General features: G+C 55.2%; 1 protein-coding gene. It reads left to right on the top strand.

Annotated features, from left to right (window positions below):
- Nucleotides 1-893 (top strand): MtaA/CmuA family methyltransferase (locus tag PV02_RS11985; protein WP_256623658.1); only part of this gene is annotated, 893 nt, incomplete at both ends.

The following is an 893-nucleotide window of genomic DNA, read 5'->3' as shown; positions in this document are numbered from 1 at the left end:
GAATATACCCCAAAAGAGAGACTTTCCCGTGCCCTTCGGGGCCAGCCCGTTGACAGGATGCCTGCCATCTCAGTTACCCAGACAGGCACGGTGGAGCAGATGGAAGCAGTTGGTGCATTCTGGCCCGAGGCCAACGAAGATGCGCAGAAGATGGCAGCACTTGCCGAAGCAGGACACACCGTGGTCGGCTTTGAGGCCGTGCGTGTCCCCTTTGATATCACTGCAGAAGCAGAGTTCTTCGGCTGCAAGATCAAGCCCGGAACCCGCGAGCAGCAGCCATCCGTTGTCGGCCATGTGGTAAAGGACACCGCAGACATCGAGAAGCTCAAGGGATACGACCTGAACAAGGGAAGGATCAATGTCGTATGTGATGCTATAAAGATACTGACCGACAAGTATGGCAAGCAGCTGCCGATCATGGGCAGCATGATAGGTCCCTTCTCCCTTGCACAGCACATGAACGGCGACGATTGGTTCATGACCATCTTCACCGACGAGGCCTTCGGCCTGGCTCTCATGGAGTTCACCACCGATTTCAACATCGCATACGCAAAGAGGATGGTCGAGAACGGTGCAGACACCATGGTCATCATCGACCCCACAGCCAGTGCCCAGCTCATCGGTGCGGAGTTCTACGAGAAGTTCGTAGTGCCTTCCCACAAGAAGATAGTCGATGCAATGCGTGAGCTCAATGTCGCCACTGTACTGCACATCTGCGGTGATACCACAAATGGCCTGGCACTTATGGAATCTTCAGGCGTGGATGCCATCAGTGTTGACCAGAACGTGGATGTTGCAACCGCTGTGTCCAAGGTGGACAAGGCCGTAATAGTCGGCAACCTCGACCCTGTGAACGTGCTCTGGAACCAGACGCCCGAAGTGGTAAAGGAAGC

The sequence above is a fragment of the Methanolobus chelungpuianus genome, from assembly GCF_024500045.1.
GTDB lineage: Archaea > Halobacteriota > Methanosarcinia > Methanosarcinales > Methanosarcinaceae > Methanolobus > Methanolobus chelungpuianus.
Note: the sequence above shows the minus strand (reverse complement) of the source record. Positions and strands in the feature narration are given on the sequence as shown.